The 15882-nt window shown below is 67.5% G+C and carries 15 protein-coding genes; 7 read left to right on the top strand and 8 right to left on the bottom strand.

Annotated elements, in window-relative coordinates; translation table 11 throughout:
* Window positions 1-110: 110 nt before the first annotated feature.
* Together recJ and DSM104440_RS11590 are read right to left on the bottom strand one after the other, a co-directional pair.
* Window positions 111-1817 (bottom strand): single-stranded-DNA-specific exonuclease RecJ, encoded by a 1707-nt coding sequence (gene recJ, locus DSM104440_RS11595; protein ID WP_171162771.1) that lies wholly within the window; start codon window positions 1815-1817, stop codon window positions 111-113.
* Window positions 1810-2814, bottom strand: a complete 1005-nt coding sequence (locus tag DSM104440_RS11590; RefSeq protein WP_171162770.1) for a hypothetical protein — start codon at window positions 2812-2814, stop codon at window positions 1810-1812. The genes recJ and DSM104440_RS11590 overlap by 8 nt, the downstream gene beginning before the upstream one ends.
* Window positions 2815-2902: 88 nt before the next feature.
* Between DSM104440_RS11590 and DSM104440_RS11585 the strand changes: the two genes are divergently transcribed.
* The 4 genes from DSM104440_RS11585 to DSM104440_RS11570 are packed head-to-tail and all read left to right on the top strand — an operon-like array spanning window position 2903 to window position 6262.
* Complete coding sequence (locus tag DSM104440_RS11585) at window positions 2903-4147, top strand: lipoprotein-releasing ABC transporter permease subunit (protein WP_171162767.1); 1245 nt, start codon at window positions 2903-2905, stop codon at window positions 4145-4147.
* Entirely contained in the window at window positions 4140-4826 is a 687-nt protein-coding gene (lolD, locus tag DSM104440_RS11580; protein WP_171162765.1) for a lipoprotein-releasing ABC transporter ATP-binding protein LolD, read from the top strand. The genes DSM104440_RS11585 and lolD overlap by 8 nt, the downstream gene beginning before the upstream one ends.
* Before the next feature lie 26 nt (window positions 4827-4852).
* Window positions 4853-5437, top strand: coding sequence for a cation:proton antiporter (locus tag DSM104440_RS11575; protein ID WP_171162764.1), 585 nt, complete (start codon window positions 4853-4855; stop codon window positions 5435-5437).
* Between the two features lie 3 nt (window positions 5438-5440).
* Window positions 5441-6262, top strand: a complete 822-nt coding sequence (locus tag DSM104440_RS11570; RefSeq protein WP_171162761.1) for a hypothetical protein — start codon at window positions 5441-5443, stop codon at window positions 6260-6262.
* A 6-nt stretch (window positions 6263-6268) separates the two neighbouring features.
* Here the strand turns inward: DSM104440_RS11570 and ku are convergent, their stop codons facing one another.
* Window positions 6269-7084, bottom strand: coding sequence for a non-homologous end joining protein Ku (gene ku / locus DSM104440_RS11565; RefSeq protein WP_171162760.1), 816 nt, complete (start codon window positions 7082-7084; stop codon window positions 6269-6271).
* Between the two features lie 15 nt (window positions 7085-7099).
* Window positions 7100-8167 (bottom strand): DNA topoisomerase IB, encoded by a 1068-nt coding sequence (locus tag DSM104440_RS11560; RefSeq protein WP_171162758.1) that lies wholly within the window; start codon window positions 8165-8167, stop codon window positions 7100-7102.
* A gap of 153 nt (window positions 8168-8320) precedes the next feature.
* On the opposite strand from DSM104440_RS11560, the gene DSM104440_RS11555 reads away from it, so the two are divergent.
* Complete coding sequence (locus DSM104440_RS11555) at window positions 8321-8512, top strand: DUF6496 domain-containing protein (RefSeq protein ID WP_171162756.1); 192 nt, start codon at window positions 8321-8323, stop codon at window positions 8510-8512.
* Here the strand turns inward: DSM104440_RS11555 and DSM104440_RS11550 are convergent, their stop codons facing one another.
* The 4 genes from DSM104440_RS11550 to DSM104440_RS11535 form a co-directional block, all read right to left on the bottom strand.
* Window positions 8513-9070 carry a hemerythrin domain-containing protein gene (locus DSM104440_RS11550; protein ID WP_171162754.1) on the bottom strand — a complete coding sequence of 186 codons (558 nt, stop codon included), beginning with the start codon at window positions 9068-9070 and terminating at the stop codon, window positions 8513-8515.
* A 97-nt stretch (window positions 9071-9167) separates the two neighbouring features.
* On the bottom strand, window positions 9168-11096 hold the full coding sequence (locus tag DSM104440_RS11545) for a tectonin domain-containing protein (protein WP_171162745.1): 1929 nt from the start codon (window positions 11094-11096) through the stop codon (window positions 9168-9170).
* Between the two features lie 88 nt (window positions 11097-11184).
* Window positions 11185-11805, bottom strand: coding sequence for a DNA-3-methyladenine glycosylase family protein (locus DSM104440_RS11540; RefSeq protein WP_246211980.1), 621 nt, complete (start codon window positions 11803-11805; stop codon window positions 11185-11187).
* Window positions 11802-12365 carry a DUF2062 domain-containing protein gene (locus DSM104440_RS11535; protein WP_171162743.1) on the bottom strand — a complete coding sequence of 188 codons (564 nt, stop codon included), beginning with the start codon at window positions 12363-12365 and terminating at the stop codon, window positions 11802-11804. The genes DSM104440_RS11540 and DSM104440_RS11535 overlap by 4 nt, the downstream gene beginning before the upstream one ends.
* 38 nt (window positions 12366-12403) lie before the next feature.
* Between DSM104440_RS11535 and DSM104440_RS11530 the strand changes: the two genes are divergently transcribed.
* Both DSM104440_RS11530 and DSM104440_RS11525 read left to right on the top strand, forming a co-directional pair.
* A complete protein-coding gene (locus DSM104440_RS11530; RefSeq protein ID WP_171162741.1) occupies window positions 12404-14740 on the top strand; it encodes a DNA internalization-related competence protein ComEC/Rec2 in 2337 nt (778 codons plus the stop codon).
* Window positions 14737-15378 carry a dioxygenase family protein gene (locus DSM104440_RS11525; RefSeq protein WP_171162739.1) on the top strand — a complete coding sequence of 214 codons (642 nt, stop codon included), beginning with the start codon at window positions 14737-14739 and terminating at the stop codon, window positions 15376-15378. The genes DSM104440_RS11530 and DSM104440_RS11525 overlap by 4 nt, the downstream gene beginning before the upstream one ends.
* Window positions 15379-15882: the final 504 nt, after the last annotated feature.

Below are 15882 nucleotides of genomic sequence, written 5' to 3'. Positions count from 1 at the left end.
ATCTGCGAAAAGCAGTTTGCATCAAACGAGGATTTTGGTGGACGCGTTTTTGGAGAGGCCGAGGGACGCACCATGAACGGGCGCGTTCACACCATTTCCGGGCATCGCCATCAGCCGTCACCTGCACGCGCGTCCTCGCAGTGCTCGAGCGTGAGCTGCAGCGTTTCCGCGCCCTGGTACTCGTTCACGTCGAGGCGGTAGACCGCGGTGATGGCTGCGGGCAGCGGGTCGGCGGAGCCGAAGCGCATCGCGGAGAAACGGTGCTTGCCCTGGACGAGCGTGAGCTTGGCGTGCTTCTCGGCGACGACGCGCTGGGCGGCCACTTCGAATCGCCCGACGAAGCGCGGATCGGGAAAACCCTGTCCCCAGGGAACCTCGCGCAGCAGCTTCGCGAGCTCCAGCGTGTTCTCGTCCGCGGCAAGCTCGCCGTCGGTCTCGATGCGGCGCTCGAGATCGGAGACGGACAGCAGTTCGCGCGCCACGGATTCGAAGGCCGTGCGGAATCGTTCGAGGGAGCCGGCGGCGAGTGTCACGCCCGCGGCCGCCGCATGCCCGCCGAAGCGCTCGAGCAGTCCCGCGTTGCGCTTGTCGACGAGGTCGAGCGCGTCGCGCAGGTGAAATCCCGCGATCGAGCGGCCGGAACCGCGCAGCGTTCCTTCGCCATCGGCGGCGAACGCGAACACGGGGCGATGGAAGCGGTCCTTGATGCGCGAGGCGAGGATGCCCACGACGCCCGCATGCCAGTCGGGATGATGGATGCTCAGCGTGAAGCCATCGGTCTCGGGAATGTCCGCGAGCATGGCCAGGGCGGACTCCTGCATGTCGCCCTCGACCACGCGGCGTTCGCGATTGAGCCGGTCGAGCTCCGTGGCGAGTTGCCTCGCGCGCACTGGATCGTCGGTGATCAGGCACTCGATGCCGACCGACATGTCGTCCATGCGCCCGGCGGCGTTGAGGCGGGGGCCGGCGACGAAGCCCAGGTCGTAGGTGGCCGCACGCCACGTGGGGCGGCCCGCGACTTCGAACAGCGCGCGAATGCCCGGACAGGCCTTGCCCGCTCGAATGCGCGCGAGGCCCTGCGACACGAGGATCCGGTTGTTGGCATCGAGCTTCACGACGTCGGCGACGGTGCCCAGCGCCACGATGTCGAGGAGGTTCGCGAGATTGGGAGGAGGAGTGCCGGCGAATGCGCCGCGGCGCCGGAGCTCGGCGCGCAACGCGAGCATCACGTAGAAGATCACGCCCACGCCCGCGAGGTTCTTGCTGGGGAATCCACACCCCGCCTGGTTCGGATTCACGATGCACGTTGCCGCGGGGCGCTGGTCGCCGGGCAGGTGATGGTCCGTCACGAGCACGCGAATGCCGAGCTTCGTCGCTTCCTCCACACCTGCGACGGCGGCGATGCCGTTGTCGACGGTGATGATGAGATCGGGCTTGCGCTCCGCGGCTTCGCGCACGACTTCGGGCGTGAGTCCGTAGCCGTGGCGGAAGCGATGCGGAACGATGTAGTCGACCTTCGCTCCGAGCGCTCGCAGCGCACGAACGGCGACCGCGCAGGCGGTGGCGCCATCGGCGTCGTAGTCGGCGACGACCAGCAGCTTCTCGCCCTTCGCGATGCCATCGGCGAGCAATGTCGCCGCTTCGTCGATGTGCGCGAGCCGGTCGGGCGGGGTCAGCGCATCGAAGGTGGATGCGAGCTCGGCGTATTCGCGCACGCCGCGGGCCGCGAACAAGGGGGCGAGGCGCTTGTCGCAGCCGGCGGCCACGAGCAGTGCTCGAGCCGCTTCATCGACGGAGCGCGTGACGATCTCAGGCATGGGCACCCAGCGGCTTGCGGGCCGTGAAGAAGCGCCAACGCGCGCCGGGGGAGATGGTCGCGACTTTCACGGCGTCATCGACGGGCAGCACGAGCCTCACCCCACCGAAATTCGCCGCGGCCTGCCCGAGGTCGGCAAACCAGTGCGCATCGAGCTCCCGCGCAGCGTCGTGCCACGCGGTGAGATTGGCCGCGCGCCGCGGACGCGTGAGCGCATCGAGCACGACCAGCGTGTCTTCGTTCGCGGTCACGTCGCGCAAGGCGGCAAGGCTCGCGGGTACCGCATGCAACTCGGATCCTGCCAGCGCCGCCAGACCGCGGGCAAACGGTGCATCCGCATGAATGTGGCGGAAACGGCGTTGCACGTTAGCCGGCGTTTCACCCACGCCCCAGAACCACACGCTGTTCACGGAGGGCTGGCCCGCGCGCTCGCGGCGAGCGTTGGCTTCATGGTTGGAGAGAACCATCTGCGCCTCGGTGATCGCCGAGCGCCAGTTGAAGGTTCCGCTGCCTTCGGGCAGCAACCCGAAGATGTTGCGGCCGATCGCTTCGTGAAGCGGGGTGGTTTTCGGCGCCTGGCGTGAGTCGATGCAGACATACCAGCGATCGGGTGCGGGCGCGATGAACGTGAAGGCGTCGTTGCGAAACAGCGCCTGCAGGGCGGCGACGAAATCGCGGGCCTCGTGCGCGCCGATATCGAGGACCGAGGCGTCGTGCAGCGCGACGGCGTCGCGATTGATGCGCAGGTGCACGGGGTCGGCGTGCATCCAGGTGCCTTCGCGCGGACCCGCATCCCCCGCGAGCGCAATGGCCGCGTGCGGCACTTCGCCGGCAAGGCCATGCTCGGCGGCGAGCCAGGCATCGCCCCCGCGGGCGGGAACGCGCGCGAGCGTGGAGCGCGCGAGCCATTTCTCGATGCCGGGCAGGCGCAGCCCGCGCATTTCGGCGGGGGCGTCGGGCGGGGAGAGCAGGTCGGGAACGAGGAGCGTGAGCGGCAAAGGTTGAACTCGTGCGCGGGGCGGTGTCGGATACGTCGTTGCTGGCCGATTATCGTGGATAATCCAGCGAAACAAACGAGCCCCACACTTGCAGCCTTTCGAGCTCCTCGTCGGCTGGCGCTACACCCGCGCCAAGCGACGCAACCATTTCATCTCCTTCATCTCGCTCGCCTCGATGCTCGGCATCGCGCTGGGCATCACCGCGCTCATCACGGTGATGTCGGTGATGAACGGCTTCGAGAAGGAAGTGCGCGCGCGCATCCTCGGCGTGGCCTCGCATGTCCAGATCGCCGGCGGCGATCGCGGCCTCGAAGGCTGGAGCGACATCGCCGCGGAGACGAAGAAGAATCCCGAAGTCGTCGGTGCAGCGCCCTACGTGATGGGGCAGGGGCTTCTCACGACGGGCCAGTCGGTGCGCGGGGTCGTCGTGCGCGGCATCGATCCCGCGCTCGAGGGCGAAGTGGCCGACATCGGCGGAAAGATGATGGCGGGCAGCCTCGCGGCCCTGAAGCCGGGCGAGTTCGGCATCGTCCTGGGCGTGGGGCTGTCGCGTTCGCTGCGCGCGCTCGTGGGCGACAAGGTGACCGTGATCGCGCCGCAGGGGCAGGTCACGCCCGCCGGCCTCATCCCGCGCCTCAAGCAATTCACGGTGGTCGGCATCTTCCGGGTGGACCACCACGAGTTCGACAACGGCCTCGCGATGATCCACCTCGCCGACGCGCAGGTGCTCTACCGGCTCGAGGATCGCGTGAGCGGCGTGCGCCTGAAGTTGAAGGACCTCTACAAGGCCCCCGAGGTCACGCGGGGACTCGCCAGGAGCATCAAGGTCGAGGCCTACCTCACGGACTGGACGCAGCAAAACGCGAACTACTTCCGTGCCATCCAGATCGAGAAGCGGATGATGTTCATCATCCTCACGCTCATCATCGCGGTCGCGGCCTTCAACCTGGTGTCGACGCTGGTGATGGTGGTCACGGACAAGCATCCGGACATCGCGATCCTGCGCACGCTCGGTGCCTCGCCCGGGGAAATCATGCGCATCTTCGTCGTGCAGGGAACCCTCATCGGCGTGGTCGGGACATTCCTGGGTGTGGCCGGCGGCATCGCGCTCGCACTCAACGTGGATACCGTCGTGCCGGCGATCGAGCGGCTGTTCCACTTCCAGATCCTCTCCTCGGAGGTGTACTACATCACCGAGCTGCCCTCGGACCTGCATTGGCAGGATGTCTGGAGCGTGGCCGTCGTCTCGCTGCTGCTTGCATTCGCCGCGACGCTCTATCCGAGCTGGCGCGCGTCCCGCGTGAATCCGGCCGAGGCCCTGCGCTATGAATGACGCCGCGATCGTCGTCGCCTGCCAGGGGATCGCCAAGACCTACGGGCTGGGTGCGGTCGCCGTGCCCGTGCTCACCGCCGTGGATCTCGAGGTGCGCCGCGGCGAGTCGATCGCGATCGTCGGTGCGTCGGGTTCGGGCAAGAGCACGTTTCTCCATATCCTCGGCGGCCTCGACCACCCGACGGCCGGCCGCGTGCAGTTGCTCGGCCAGGACATCGCGCGGGCCAGCGCGACCGAGCAGGGCCGCATGCGCAACAAGGCGCTGGGCTTCGTCTACCAGTTCCATCATTTGCTCCCGGAATTCAGCGCGCTGGAGAACGTGGCCATGCCGCTCGCCATCCGGCGCATGCCCAGCCGGGAGGCCCTCGAACGCGCCCGCGCCATGCTGGCCGAGGTGGGCCTGTCCCACCGGGTCGAGCACCGGCCCGGGGAGCTTTCGGGAGGGGAACGCCAGCGGGTGGCCGTCGCCCGGGCCCTGGTGACGGAGCCGGCCTGCGTCCTGGCCGACGAGCCGACCGGCAACCTCGACCGCGAGAACGCCGAGCACGTCTTCGACCTCATCCTCCGGCTCAACGAGCGCCACGGCGCGGCCCTGATCATGGTCACCCACGACCCGGTCCTGGCCGCCCGCATGCAAAGGCGCCTGCGCCTGACCGACGGGCGGCTCGCCAGCGCCTGAAACGGCGCGGGAGTACAATCCCGCGCATGAGGGACACCAAGCAAACCCACTCCCACCGGGGCTTCACGGCGATCCTGCTTTCCGTGGTTGCGCTCGGTATCGGTACCCAGCTCATCGAGCGGTCGCGCGACCGCGACCGCCAGATGCTCGAGTACGAGCGCCTGTCGATCGACCGCGAGCGCATGGACCGCGAAATGGCCCTCCAGGAGATGCGTTACCTGGATTCCCAGGAACAGCGCCGCGAGGCCCGGGTGCTGCAGCCCTACGCCGGCGACGAATACCGGCGGGCGCGCGAGCGCGCCGAGACGGAGCGCTGGCAGGACAAGGTGGAAGCGCAAGTCCGGTCCGCCGAGCGCGAGAACCGGGCGTTTGCGTTGCAAGCCCACTACGCGCAGCGCAATGCCGAAATCCAGGACCGGCAGCAGGCCCAACGCGATCGCCAGATCGCCCAGGCGGAAGTCGACCGGCAGAACCGCTGGGTGGCGCAGCGCGAGTATGAGGAAGAGCGCGCGCGGCACGACCGCTACTACCGCCTGCAGGCCGAGGACTCCCAGAAACGGTTCGAGCGCTCGCGCGATGAGTTCCTGCGCCAGCGGGCGCACGGCATGTAACGCATGCAAGACCACTACCAGGCTCTCGGGATCCCTCGCGGCGCGAGCGCCCAGCTCGTGAAGATCGCCTTCGAGGGCAAGATGAAAGCCCTGGACGATCCGCGCTTCCCCATGACGGCCGCACAACGCCGCGAAGAGGAACGTGTGCTCAAGGAAGCCCACGTGACCCTGACCGTGGACGCCAAGCGGGTCATCTACGACGAAAAGCTCGATGCCTGGCTCGCCGGCGGTGGCGGCAAGGAGCCCACGGGGGGCAAGTGGCGCAACTCGAACGTCGTCTTTGCCTCGATCCTCGTCGGCGTCGTGGCCATCGGCCTGGGTGGCCTGATGGTCGAGCGTTCGCGCGAGAAGGACAAGCTGCGCATCGAGCAGGAGCGCCTCTCGCTCGAGCGTGACCGCATGGAAAAGCAGGTGGCGCTCGAAGAGGAGCGCTTCAAGGATTCGCAGGCCCGCCGTGACGCGTCGGCCGAGGAGCAGCGCCAGCGCAACGAGCAATATCGCGTCCAGCGCGAGCGCGCCGAGTACGACCGGTGGCGCAACGCCACCGATGCGCAGCAACGCCATGCCGACCGTCCGCAACCGGTAGATTCGCGGTCCGCCTACGACCAGCGCTACGCCGAAGAGCGCGCGCGCCGCCAGGAGGCCGAGGACCGCGCGGCCGCGCAGCGCGAAGTCGAGCGCCAGAAGCAGTACCTTCGCCAGAAGGAGTACGACGAGGAACGCGCGCGCATCGACCGCCACAACCGCGCCCAGCAGGACGACTACGAGCGCCGCATGCGCCAGGCCATGGAAGAGGCCCGCGCCCGCCAGGCTTCGCAGCGCTAGCGGGCTTCAGGCCGCGCGTTTGCGCGAGCCGGCCGGCTTCTTCTTCGCAAGACTCTCCTTGAGCAATGCCATCAGGTCGACCACGTTGCTGGCCGCCGCGGGCTGATCGCCTTTGGGCTCGGCGACTTCCGCGACCTGCCCCTTCGCGACTTTCTTCTTCACCAGCGCGAGGATGTCGGCGCGGAACCGGTCCTTGTACTTCTCGGGCTTCCACGGCTCGGTCATGTCCTTCACAAGCTGCGCGGCCATCTTGAGCTCGTTGGGTCGCAGCGACGGCCGGGCCGTGGGCAGGCCCAGGCCGGTGGCTTCGCGCATCTCGCTCGCCCACCGCAGCGTGATCATCATCAGCGCATTGCCTTCGACCCGCAGCATCGCGAGGTGCTGCTTGGTGTGGAGCACGACGTAGGCGATCCCGACCTTGTCTTCCTTGCGCAGCGTTTCCCGCAGCAGCGAATAGACCTTCTCGCCGCGCTTGTCGGGTGCCAGGAAGTAGGGCGTGTCGAACCAGGCCGGGCCGACGGCGTCGGTCTCGACGAACGCGACGATGTCGATCGTCTGGGTGGCCTTCACGTTGGCCGACTTGATTTCCTTGTCGGAGATGACGACGTACTGACCTTTCGCGTGTTCGAGGCCCTTCACGATCTTTTCGCGCGGCACCTCGCGGCCGGTGGACTTGTTCACGCGCTTGTAGCCCACGGGCGAGAGGTCGCGCTCGTCGAGCCAGTCAAAGTCCAGGCCTTCGCTCGTCGCGGCCGGATAGACGCCGACCGGCACGTGGACGAGCCCGAATGTGATGGCACCTTTCCAGATCGCGCGAGGCATGAAGGTTGGTCCGCGTCAGGCCCGCGCGGGTTCCGCGGAACGCCGGCGCGACGCTTTGTAGTTCCGGGCCTTCGGCTTGCGCGGCTTTGCAGATTCTTCCGCGATCGCCAGCGCGTTCATCAGCAAGGCCTCGTCGGCGCTCAGGCCGGGGTGGCGCTTGCGCCGGGCCGGCAGGCGCGGCACCCAGTCCGCCGGTACGAGCACGGAGGGGTGGATGTAGCTCTTGCGGCAGATCGTGGGCGTGTTGCCGAGCAACGCCGAGGCCCGTTCGATCGCACCGGTGAGCGCTGCGCGGGCAAGCGGGTCGGGCGCGCGCGCGAGGGCGCACGCGGCGCACACGCTGCCGATCCAGGTCCGGAAGACCTTGGCGGTGATCTCGGCACCGGAGATGTCGCGCAGGTATTCGTTCACGTCGTCGGAGCCGATCGAGCGGCGCACGCCGGATTCATCGACGTATTGGAAGAGCTCATAGCCGGGCAGGTCGCGGCACCGGCGCACGAGTTGCGCGAGGCGCGGATCGTCGATCGCGATGCGGTGCGCCTTGCCGCCTTTGCCGCGGAAGTCGAACTCGATGCGCGGCCCGCGAACCTTCACGTGCTTGTTGCGAAACGTGGTGAGGCCGAAGGAATCATTCGCGCGCACGTACTTCTCGCTGCCTACGCGGATCGCGGTGCGCTCGAGCAACTGCACGAGGATCGCAAGCACCTTCTCGCGGGGCATTCCGTCGCGCGCGAGATCGGCGCGAACCTGCGCGCGGATGGCGGGGAGCGCCTCGCCGAATTCGCGCAGGTGGCTGAACTTGCCGGCCTCGCGCTCGGCGCGATAGTGCGGGTGATAGCGATACTGCTTGCGTCCGCGGGCATCGCGGCCCGTGGCCTGCAGGTGGCCGCGCTCGTCGGGGCTGATCCAGACATCGGTCCACGCCGGAGGGATCGCGAGCGAGCGGATGCGCAGGATCGCCTCGGCATCGCGGACGGCACGGCCGCGGGAATCGCGGTAGGCAAAGCGCTCCCCGCGCCGGATACGCGCGTAGCCGGGCTGTGCGTCGCTCGAAAAGCGCAACGGCGTTGAAGGCGTCGTCATCGGATCTCCAGTTCGTCGGGCCAGCGCTGCAAGCTCCATGCCCGCGTATGTCGGAGCCTTGGCGACACCATGTCGCGCGGTCGGCCGACAGCCGTGTGCCGCGAATCGCGCGAAGAAGGTGGGACCGAGTGCGTACCTCGACAAGGAGCGACCATGGCCCGATACGGCAAGAAGGCGGCGGAAAAAGTTGAAATGGCGATGCACGAGCGCAAGAAAGGAACGCTGCGCAGCGGCCGTTCCGGCAAGAAGGTGACGAGCCGCAAGCAGGCCATTGCGATCGGTCTCTCGGAGGCGAGGGCGGCGGGAGGAAAAGTCCCCCCGCCGAAGAAGCGCCCCAGGAAGTAGCTAGCCGCGCAGCGGCCGGCCGCCGTCCTTGGGAGGCATCGAGGGGCGCAGCCCTTCCGGTGCCTCCGCGATGGCCTTTTCCATTTCCGCCGTGAGCTCTTCCTTGCGTGCGGCGAGCTTCACGCCGATCGCCTTCGTGTCCATCGTGGACTTGCGAAGCTTCGGGAACATGTCGGTGTGCTCTTCCTCGACGTGATGGTCGATCTGCTCGGCGAGCACCAGGAATTTCGCGCAGGTCATCGCATCGTAGGCGCTGGACGCCTCGATCTGCGCGATCAGGTCCTTCGCGCCCGCATGCTCGACGTCGGCCTCGTTCATCAGGTCCTCTTCATCGGGCAGGACCGCACGGGCGGCGGGATAGAGGATTTCCTCCTCGATCTGCGTGTGGACCTTGAGGGCCGAGCACACGGCGTCCATCAAGGCTTGCTTCAGGTCCTCGGTGCCTTCCTCGTCGGATTCCTGGAGCTTCTTGAACTCCTCGAAGAGCTCCTTCACTTCCGCGTGGTCGGCTTTCAGCAACTCGATCGCATCGGGGGTGGCTGGGTGGGCGCGGGCCATGGCTTCCTCCTGTTGTGTGGGAAGCATCACTGTGGGGACGCGACTCGCCTGCGCCCATCGGACGCGCGCGAAGCCGCGTGTCGGCGCCGCCTGACAGTTACTTCGGGACGTCCGCGGCCTTCAGCCGAAGGATCGCACCCGTTTCCGGGTGCGGCGCTTCCGCTTCGCTGCCGATGCCGAAGTAGAAGTCCCCGTTGAGGATCGCGAACGAGCGCGCGAAGCCCTTGTTCGCGAAGCTGAACACGGGCTTGAACGTGGTTCCGTCGGTCGAGGCGAACACCCGGTTCCTGCGGCCGCCGTATTCCTCGTCCGAAGTCACGACGTACAGCTTGCCGCCATCGACCACCGCGTGATGAAACCACCGGCCCGGCACGTTGGCCCGCCGCGCGGTCTTGCAGTCCTTGGTGGCAAAGAAGCCGTCCGACTTCCAGTTGTGGTCGATCGGCGCGTACGCGGCGAAGTAGTAGGCCTCGCCGTTGAACTGCACGGGCTTGGCCGCGAAGAGGTAGGGCGTCGTGAGGCCCGGGAAGAGCTTCGAGTCGATCCACTGCACGCCCTTCGAAGTCACCATGAAGGCATCGGTCTTCCTCGGCGCGGAGCTGCCGAAGATGCCACCGATCACGGCGTTCACGTTCTTGTAGTTGGGGTTGATGTGGAACGACACGCACACTCCGGCGGGCGTGTGCAGGAACGTGCGCGCGCGTGCGCCGATGGCCTCGACGAGGGGATACGTCACCCACGAGCTGCCGTTGTTGGCGGAGACGGCCACGGCCGCGGTGGTGGGTGTCGCGATCGCGGCGAAGAGGAACTTGTTCCCGAAGGCCTTGCTGTCGACGGAGCCCAGCGTCGTGGCCTGCGCCTCGGTGCGCTCGGTGATGTCGTACATGTGGATGGTGTTGGCTACCGTGCGCACTTCCTGCCACGCATCACCGGACTTGCGATAGAAGTTGCCCTTCCGCCAGTCCTCGCGCGGATCGTGGCCCGGGATCATCAGGGTGCTGCCCGCGATGCGGAAGGCGTCGATCTGCTCGTCGTTGACCTGCCACTCGGAACCGAACTTGTTCGCAGCCGGATCGAAGTACGTGACATCCACGGGTCCCGCGTTCGGGTCCGGGCCTTCGTTGTTGCTGTTGCCGCTGCCGATGTAGATCTTGTTGCGGAACGCCTTCATGTCCCAGGGGTTGCGCGCGTAGATCTTGTTGGCGAAGCGGGTGTTGTTGGCGATGCCGAGCTTCTCGAGCTTCGGTGTCACGTCACCGGCCACGGGCGGCGGCGCGCCATGGCCCGCTGCGAAGATCTCCTTGGCGGCATTCACGCCCCAGGGCTGGCCCTTGGGATCGACGGCGATGCTCTCGAGGACGCCGTCGCGCTTGATCCAGTTGTTGTTGCGGGCCCACTGGTACACGCCGCCATCGGTCCCGGCGTAGTACATCGAGCCGTCGGCGCCCATGCTGATGTCGCGGGCGGCACCCGGGACCTTCACGAAGATGGGGAAGGGTCCGGAGGGCATGATGTAGATCTCGCCGGTCAGGTTCACGACGATGGGCTGGCCCTTCGGGTCGACCGCGATGCGCACGGCGCTGCCGGGCACCTTGTCCCAGTTGTTCTTGGCGGGATTGAAGCGATAGATGCCGTAGCCGCCCGGTTCCTTGTTGGTGCCGATCACCCACACCACGCCGTTGGCGCCCACGCCGATGTCCCACGCGGCGCCGGGCATCTTTTCCCAGCTGTTTGCCTTGGCATTCCAGCGAAAGATCGCGCCCTCGCTGTTGGTGACCCACGGGCCGTCGGGACCCACGCTGATGCGCGTGGCGCCGCCCGGGATCTTCGTCCAGTTCTCGCCGTCGAGCCGATAGATGCCGAAGCCGCCGGGCACCGGATCCGTGCCGATGACCCAGACGTCTCCCTTGGGTCCGATGCCGATGTCATTGCCGCTGCCGGGCATCTTTCCCCAGTTGAGGGGCTGCGCGCAGAGGGTGGTGACGGCGAGGAGAGCGGCGAAGGCGAGCAGGAGGCGTCGGTACATGAAGGATCCTTTCCCCAGGGCGAGGAGGGCCCATCGTGGGGCCTCGGCGACCCCGCGTCCATTCACCGAACGTCCCGGGATGAAAGTCTCAGTACTCGACAGCGACGGGATCGAGCGAACGCCAGAGATACCAGGTCGCGACCGTGCTGTAGGGGCGCCAGGGGGCGCCGATCTCGCGCATTTCGTCGCGCGTGAGGGGATCGCCGCCGTTGTAGAGCTTTTCCATCGCGCGTTGGAGTCCCAGGTCGCCAACAGGCAGCACGTCGGGACGCATCAAATGGAAGAGCAGGAACATCTCGGCGCTCCAGCGGCCGATGCCCTTCACGCGCACGAGATCCTCGATGATCTTTTCGTCACCCATGCGCGGCCACCGACGCGGGTTGAGGAGGCCCGCGTGGAAGTGATGCGCGAGGTCCTTCACGTAGACCGCCTTCGCGCGCGAGAGGCCACAGGTGCGCAACGCTTCGTCCGCGTGGATCACGACGAGCTCCGGCGTGACGGTACCCACCGAGGCCGCGAACCGGTCCCACACGCTCTGCGCCGCCTTCACGGAGATCTGCTGGCCGACGATCGAGCGCGCCAGCGTCTGGAACGCATCGCCTCGCGAGCGCAGGCTCGCATCCGGGTGCGCCTTCATGATCTTGCGCAGGACCTTGTCGCGCTTGGCGAGCGCGAGCTTGGCTTCCGTCCAGTAGCGCGGCGTGGTCACGCGGCGGCGTCGCGTTTGTTTCGAACTTTCCAGCGGCGGCGCCACGCCCAGGTGACGATCACGCGCCACAGCACGCGCGTGGCGAAGTAGCCGACGACCGCGAACAGCACGGCCTGGATGGCCAGACCGATGATCAGCGTGTCGCCCATCGAGGCAAGCCAGCGCACGAGACCCGGAAAGAGGTCGACCATGCCCGCCCAGCTCCACTCGATCTCGTGGGGCATGGCGAGCGGCGTGCTGTCACCGGTGACGACGCGGCCGATGTTGTACGCGAGGATGTACAGCGGCACGAACGTGAAGGGGTTCGTGTAGAGCGTCGTGAAGATCGCCGCGGGGATGTTGGCGCGCAGCGGAATCGCGATGAGTACTGCGAGCAGCATCTGCACCGGTCCGGGAATGAGGCCGGTGACCAACCCGATCGACACGCCCAGCGCCACGGCCTGGCGATGCATGTGCCACAGGCGCGGATGGGTCAAGAGCGGCGCGCACCACCGAAGCCATTTCGAGTCGCGGATGGTGTCGGGATCGGGAAGCCACTTGCTGAGTTTTTGTTTGAGCATGTCGTCGGCGGATGGCGCAGCCGCGTTGGGATTCTACCGTGCGACTCCTGGCTCTCGGCTTCGTTCTCGGCGCAGCCCTGTTGCAGCGGGAATTCGTGCTTCCGCACTGGAACGCGCTGTTGCTGGCGGGTGCGCCATTGCTGGCAACGTGCGTGGTCCGATCGCTGACCGCGCGTAGGGCTTTGCTGCTTGTCGCGGGCGTGCTGATCGGGTACGGCTACGCCGCGTGGCGCGCCGAGACTCGTGTTGCCGAAGCGTTGCCGTTCGCGTGGGAAGGGCGTGACATCGAGGTGACCGGCGTGATCGCGGGGTTGCCGCAGCCGGGCGATCGCGCGGTGCGCTTCACCTTCGCCGTCGAGGAGGTTCATTCCGAAGGCGCGACGGTGCCGCGCCTCGTGTCATTGGGTTGGTACGCGGAGGAGGGCGGGTTGCCCGCGGTCGTGGCCGGCGAGCGGTGGCGCTTCACCGTGCGGCTCAAGCGCCCGCGCGGTCTCGGGAATCGCCATGGCTTCGACTTCGAGGCCTGGGCGCTCGAACGCGGCATTCGTGCGACGGGCTACGTGCGCGCAAAGCCGCGCGCTCAACGGTTGGATGCCCGCGTCGATGGATGGCCGCAGACCCTGCATCGCTGGCGCGGCGAGATCCGCGAGTCGATGCGCACGCGCCTCGAGGATCGCCGCTTCGCGGGCGTGCTCGTCGCCCTCGTGATCGGCGACCAGGACGCGATCGATCCGGATGACTGGCGCACGTTCTGGCGGACCGGCGTCGGGCACCTCGTGAGCATCTCGGGGCTGCACATCACGATGCTCGGCGGCCTTGCGTATGCACTCGTCGCGTTCCTCTGGGTGCAAGTACCGCGCTTGCCGTTGTGGCTGCCGGCGCGCAAGGCCGGCGTGATCGCCTCGGTGCTCGCGGCCGTGGCGTACTCGCTGCTCGCGGGCTACGGGCTGCCCGCCCAGCGCACCTGCGTGATGCTCGCGGCGATCGCGGCCTGCGTCCTCGCGAATCGCCACGGATCGCCATCGCGCGTGCTCGCCTTCGCCGCGATCTGCGTGGTCGCCATCGATCCCTGGGCCGCGCTCGCACCCGGCTTCTGGCTGTCGTTCGGCGCGGTGGCCGCGATCTTCTACGTGCTCTCGTTGCGCACGGGAACGCCGGGTCGATTGCGCGGCGCCGCGCTCGAGCAACTGGCGGTCACGGTCGCGATGTTGCCGATGCTCATCGCGCTCTTCCAGGAGGTGTCGCTGGTTTCGCCGCTCGCCAACGCGCTCGCCATTCCCGTGGTGACGTTTGCCGTCGTGCCCGTGGCGCTCGCGGGCGCGTTCCTTGATTCCACGATCCTGCTCGCCTCCGCCCACGCGCTCTTCGCGGCGCTGATGGTTCCGCTCGAGGCGCTCGCGTCGTGGCCCGGCGCGGTCCTTGAAAGCCATGCACCGCAACCGTGGACGGTCGCCGCGGCGCTCGTGGGATGCGCCTGGCTGCTGGCACCACGGGGCATCCCCTTGCGTTCGCTCGGCGCCGTTTGGATGGTGCCGTTGTTCGCGGTCGTTCCGCCCGGCCCGTCAGCGGGGGAAGCGTGGGTGGACGTTCTCGATGTAGGGCACGGCCTCGCGATCGTCGTGCGCACCGCCACGCACGCGCTCGCCTATGACGCCGGTCCGGCATGGAGCGCAGGCTCCGATTCAGGCGGTCGCATCGTCATTCCGTTCCTTCGGGGCGAGGGCGTGAGGCGGCTCGATGCGCTCGCGATCTCGCATGACGACGACGATCACTATGGTGGAGCGCGAGCCGTCGCGGATGCGCGCGCGCCTTCGTGGCTTCTCTCGCCGCTCGCGGCCGGCGATGCGCTGCACCGTCGCGTCGGCATCTCGCGCATTTGTGAAGCAGGGCTGCGTTGGACGTGGGACGGGGTGGACTTCGAGGTGATGCATCCGGCGGCCGGCAGCAATGCGCGGCGCGAGAACGACCGCAGCTGCGTGCTTCGCGTAGCCACACGCGGCGCTTCGATGCTGCTCACGGGTGACATCGAGGCGAGGAGCGAAGTGGAGATGGTGGCCCGGTTCGGCGCGCGGCTTGCATCGGACGTGCTGCTCGTTCCGCACCATGGCTCGAAGACATCCTCGTCTTCGGCATTCCTCGATACGGTGCAGCCCGCCGACGCCGTGGTTTCGCTCGGCTACCGCAATCGCTTCCGGCATCCGCATCCCGCGGTGGTCGCGCGCTACCGCGAGCGGGGGATCACCTTGCATCGCACCGACGAGCGCGGCGCCCTTCGGGTGACGTTGCCCGCAACATCCCGCGACTTTCGGCCCATTCTCGAACGCGGGGCCCCAATGCGATACTGGCGCGACCAACAAGAAAGGGAAATCCCATGACTGACCGACCGGAGCGCCGTCGGGTATTGAAGGCCCTGGGCATCGCCGCGGCCTGGCCGCTGGTGGCAGCCCCCGCCGTTGCCGCGGAAACGTATCGCCCCGCCACGCCGAAGCTGACGGCCGGCCCGCAGTATCCCAAGATCTTCCCGACCGATTCCGATTGGGACATGACGCGCGTCGCCGGCCGCGATAACCCGGCCACCGGCGTGGTCACGGACATCACCGGGACGGTGATGAATCGCAAGAGCCAGCCGCAGGCGGGGCTTCGCCTCGAGTTCTGGCAATCCGACGCCGACGGGATCTACCTCAACACCGGCGCCACGGGCGGCGACGCCAACTTCCAGGGTTTCGCCGCGGTCACGACGGACGCGGATGGCCGCTACAAGTTGCGCACGATCAAGCCGGTTCCGTACCCCGGCCGCACGGCGCATATCCACTTCCTCGTGAAGGACGACGGGAAGGAAGTATTGGCCTCTGAAATGTTCGTCTATGGCATGCCGGGCAACGACGGCGACGGGCTGTATCGCAGCCTCGGTGCCAACGCGGAGCTCGTCACCGTGAAGCTCACCGATGCGCCCAAGGATTCCGGCGCGAAGCTCCGCGGTACGTTCGACATCGTTATCCCTCGGAAAGACTAGTTCGCTTTCTTCCCGCGACCTCCGCCATCGATGGGTGGGGGTCGACCCGGGGGAGCCCACTACGTCGGGAAAAGGATCGATCTCGCTACTTCATATGTCGCTCGAGATTCCTTGCGCAACGTGGTTCTGCAGCGATCGGTCACGCCCCCTCTCGCCCCCCACCCATCGCTGTCGAAGGTCGCGGGAGGCTTGTGGCATCACCGCTCCGGTGAGCCCCGTAGATAATTTGACGAGGCAGGCGGTGGCTGGTGCCGCCCTCGTTGATGAACGACGATCGTCGCAGTGGCGCTGCACTCTCAAAATTCGATCAGCGCCGCCACAGTCCCTGCATGCATTGGCGAAGGTTCCGGCGCTGAGGCATCGACGAAGGGTTGATCACGAGAGGCCCCCCACCGCTCGCTGAAGGATCGCCGGTGCGCCAGGAATTTCGAGCGCAAGTTTGGGTAGCGAGATCGGCGGCGTTTGATGGAAAGGATGGGGCCGGCTCGGGATCAACCCTTCGTC

The organism is Usitatibacter palustris (genome assembly GCF_013003985.1).
Lineage (GTDB): Bacteria > Pseudomonadota > Gammaproteobacteria > Burkholderiales > Usitatibacteraceae > Usitatibacter > Usitatibacter palustris.
Note: the sequence above shows the minus strand (reverse complement) of the source record. Positions and strands in the feature narration are given on the sequence as shown.

What these genes read in the sequence shown, in the direction of transcription:
- recJ (WP_171162771.1), bottom strand. Translation starts at nt 1,817, where the DNA reads ATGCCTGAGATCGTCACGCGCTCCGTCGATGAAGCGGCTCGAGCACTG.
- lolD (WP_171162765.1), top strand. Translation starts at nt 4,140, where the DNA reads ATGAATGACGCCGCGATCGTCGTCGCCTGCCAGGGGATCGCCAAGACC.
- DSM104440_RS11575 (WP_171162764.1), top strand. Translation starts at nt 4,853, where the DNA reads ATGAGGGACACCAAGCAAACCCACTCCCACCGGGGCTTCACGGCGATC.
- DSM104440_RS11570 (WP_171162761.1), top strand. Translation starts at nt 5,441, where the DNA reads ATGCAAGACCACTACCAGGCTCTCGGGATCCCTCGCGGCGCGAGCGCC.
- ku (WP_171162760.1), bottom strand. Translation starts at nt 7,084, where the DNA reads ATGCCTCGCGCGATCTGGAAAGGTGCCATCACATTCGGGCTCGTCCAC.
- DSM104440_RS11560 (WP_171162758.1), bottom strand. Translation starts at nt 8,167, where the DNA reads ATGACGACGCCTTCAACGCCGTTGCGCTTTTCGAGCGACGCACAGCCC.
- DSM104440_RS11555 (WP_171162756.1), top strand. Translation starts at nt 8,321, where the DNA reads ATGGCCCGATACGGCAAGAAGGCGGCGGAAAAAGTTGAAATGGCGATG.
- DSM104440_RS11550 (WP_171162754.1), bottom strand. Translation starts at nt 9,070, where the DNA reads ATGGCCCGCGCCCACCCAGCCACCCCCGATGCGATCGAGTTGCTGAAA.
- DSM104440_RS11545 (WP_171162745.1), bottom strand. Translation starts at nt 11,096, where the DNA reads ATGTACCGACGCCTCCTGCTCGCCTTCGCCGCTCTCCTCGCCGTCACC.
- DSM104440_RS11535 (WP_171162743.1), bottom strand. Translation starts at nt 12,365, where the DNA reads ATGCTCAAACAAAAACTCAGCAAGTGGCTTCCCGATCCCGACACCATC.
- DSM104440_RS11525 (WP_171162739.1), top strand. Translation starts at nt 14,737, where the DNA reads ATGACTGACCGACCGGAGCGCCGTCGGGTATTGAAGGCCCTGGGCATC.